General features: G+C 46.4%; 3 protein-coding genes. All 3 read left to right on the forward strand.

The window, feature by feature from the left end; all coding sequences use genetic code 11:
• Positions 1–364 precede the first annotated feature (364 nt).
• Entirely contained in the window at positions 365–1,726 is a 1,362-nt protein-coding gene (locus ACTG33_RS16765) for a UDP-glucose dehydrogenase family protein (RefSeq protein WP_439136359.1), read from the forward strand.
• Positions 1,727–1,887: 161 nt separating this feature from the next.
• Positions 1,888–2,892 (forward strand): NAD-dependent epimerase, encoded by a 1,005-nt coding sequence (locus ACTG33_RS16770; RefSeq protein ID WP_439136360.1) that lies wholly within the window; start codon positions 1,888–1,890, stop codon positions 2,890–2,892.
• On the forward strand, positions 2,892–3,288 hold a 397-nt coding region (locus ACTG33_RS16775; protein ID WP_439136361.1), incomplete at its 3' end, for a hypothetical protein. The genes ACTG33_RS16770 and ACTG33_RS16775, both read left to right, overlap by 1 nt.

Consider the following 3,288-nt stretch of genomic DNA (forward strand, 5'->3'; position numbering starts at 1 on the left):
GTTGTTTCCAGAGTTTATTCATAATGGCGCAATATTTGCGTTGCAAACTGTTGTTGGCGATTTAGAAAGCCTGTCTCAAACTTCCTGATACTTTTTTGAGTTGCTCGGGGTTTTCAGTATCTGGCAAGGCCGTCCTGCTTGAGCTGTGAAGCGTTCGAAGCGTTATTTTTTGTGGCTTAAGATCCAGGTTCGTCGTATAAAAATTTCAGAAGTTGATGTACTGCGCATTGTGAACAAATTACGCTGTAGCGATAGAAAATTAGGCTATAAGTTCTCTGTGCCAGATCTGAGGTGATTTTTGTATCAGCTTAATTCTTTAAGGTTGATGCTGTCAGTGTATTACGAAGGAGTTTAGAAATAATTCATGAAAATTACGGTATTTGGGATCGGCTACGTGGGGTTGGTGCAGGCTGCTGTGCTGGCGGATGTAGGACATGATGTCTGCTGTGTAGATGTTGACGAAAGGAAAATCGAAAACCTAAAGCAGGGAGAGATTCCAATATTTGAGCCGGGACTGACTCCGTTGGTTAAGGAGAATTACGAAGCCGGACGCATTACGTTTACCACCTCGCCTCAGGAAGGTGTTGAGTTTGGCGACGTCTTGTTTATCGCAGTTGGCACGCCTCCAGATGAAGATGGATCGGCGGATTTAAAATATGTATTGGCTGTTGCCGAGTCAATAGCGGTACACATGAACAGTGGAAAAATCATTATCGATAAATCCACCGTGCCTGTGGGAACCGCAGACAGAGTGGCGGAGAAGATTGAAGCGTCTCTTCAGAAACGCTTTCATAATCCCTCCGAGGCGCCTCTATTCAGTGTGGTATCAAACCCCGAGTTTCTTAAAGAGGGCGCCGCTGTTCAGGATTGTATGACCCCCGACCGTATCATTATTGGTTTGCGTGACAATTCTGACGCCATGAAGGTTCAGGACGTGATGCGTGACTTATATGCCCCGTTTAACCGTAACCGGGATCGGATGATCTTCATGGACGCCCGCAGTGCAGAGCTGACCAAGTATGCAGCGAACTGCATGCTGGCCACGAAAATCAGCTTTATGAATGAGATGGCGAATATTGCTGAGCGTGTTGGCGCTGATATTGAGCACGTGCGCCATGGTATCGGTTCGGATTCCCGCATCGGTTATCAGTTTATTTATCCAGGCTGTGGCTATGGCGGATCGTGCTTCCCTAAAGATGTTCGGGCCCTCATTCATACTGCCGGTGAGATGGATTACCAGTCTGAGATTCTACAGGCTGTTGAGTCAGTCAATGGGCGGCAAAAACAGAAACTGTTTGATTATGTGTCACAGCACTTTGCGGGCTCACTTAAAGGTAAGGTGTTTGCGTTGTGGGGCCTGGCTTTCAAGCCTAAAACGGATGATATGAGAGATGCATCCAGTCGGGTTTTGATGGAAGCGCTTTGGGCTGCAGGTGCACAAGTTCAAGCCTATGATCCGGAAGCGATGGATGAGTGCCAGCGGATCTATGGTTCCCGTCAGGATTTACACTTGATGGGCACCAAGGAGTCTGCACTGAAAGGCGCCGACGGCCTGATAATCTGTACCGAGTGGCAAAGTTTTCGTGCTCCGGACTTCGAGCAGCTGAAGCAACTGCTAAAAACTCCCGTCATTTTTGATGGCCGAAACCTGTTTGACCCGCTGAGAATGAAAGAAAAGAATTTTGATTATTATGCGATAGGTCGCGGTTTATCAATTCAGTCGTAAAGTATTCGATAGAATGTTGAATCATTTGGTTTTCATTCAGGTTTAATGCATTAGTGTCACAAGGACGTTCTCGCTTTACTCCAAAAAATTAGTCAACTGAAATAGTTGGCTTGTGCTAATTAGCAAGTATGAAGTTTGAGTAAAAGAAAAGGATTCGATGTATGAAGATTTTGGTGACGGGTGTTGCTGGGTTTATTGGGATGTACACCGCCAAGGCCTTGTTGCAACAAGGGCACGATGTAGTCGGGCTGGATAATTTAAACGATTATTATTCGGTAGAATTAAAACATTATCGCTTGGAGCAGTTGTCTCAATTTGACAAGTTTTCCTTTGTGAAAATGGACTTGGCCGATCGCGAAGGTGTTGCGGACCTGTTTCGTACAGAGAGATTTCAGCGCGTTATTCATCTTGCGGCACAGGCCGGTGTGAGATATTCGCTCGAGGCTCCGTTTAAGTATATCGACAGCAATGTCGTTGGCACCATGACCATTCTTGAGGGATGTAGGAATAATCAGGTTGAACATCTCGTATACGCCTCTTCCAGTTCCGTGTACGGAATGAACCCAAAAATTCCTTTTTCGGTCAGTGACGGTGTCGATCACCCTGTTTCCTTATATGCAGCTACGAAAAAGTCCAACGAGTTGATGGCGCACGCCTATTCACATCTTTACGGAATCCCTACCACTGGCTTGAGGTTTTTTACCGTTTATGGTCCTGCTGGTAGGCCTGATATGGCTCCCTGGTTATTCACTAAGGCTATTTTAAACGGTGATCCGATCAAAGTGTTCAACCACGGCGATATGCAGCGTGATTTCACGTATATCGACGATATTGTTGAAGGGATTGTCCGAGTGCAGAATGTGATCCCTGCGCCAAAAGAATCATCAATGGGGTGTGATCCATCACAAAGCTCTGCGCCATATCGCTTGTACAATATCGGCAACAATCAACCCGTCCAATTAAATACGTTCATATCAGCAATTGAGCAGGCGTGTGATCGTGAAGCAATCAAGGAGTTGTTGCCGATGCAGGCGGGTGATGTTCCTGTTACGTATGCCGATGTTGATAGCTTGGTGGAGGCAGTGGGTTTTAATCCGGCCACGCCTATAGCGGAAGGTATGCAGCTGTTTGTTGATTGGTATCGAGGTTATACGGAGTCTCAATAATGGATGGCTTGTCCAGCTTGAATAAGCAATCGATTCTCTTTGTCATCAATTCTTTAGAAGGTGGTGGTGCTGAGAAAGTGCTGGTGAATTTGCTGGAGCATATTCGGCCTGAAGTTGGGCGAACTAACAGCAAGGTTGGCCTCTATCTTTTGGATGAGTACGAGCAAAAGCATGAGGTTCCTGATTATGTCTCTGTGACCACCGGAGCGGCGCAGGGTAGTATCGGCAAAAGCATTGCCCAGTTGTTAAAAGAGGTGAAGTGTCGCCGTCCGGACGTCATTGTCAGTTTTCTCACTCGCAGTAACTGTGCATCCGTGTTGGTGGGTAAGCTCACCGGGACTAAAGTGATAATCAATGAAAGAGTGAATACCAGTAGCCATTTTAACCAGGGTCTCT

The organism is Pseudomaricurvus sp., assembly GCF_965662505.1.
Classification (GTDB): Bacteria; Pseudomonadota; Gammaproteobacteria; order Pseudomonadales; family Cellvibrionaceae; genus Pseudomaricurvus.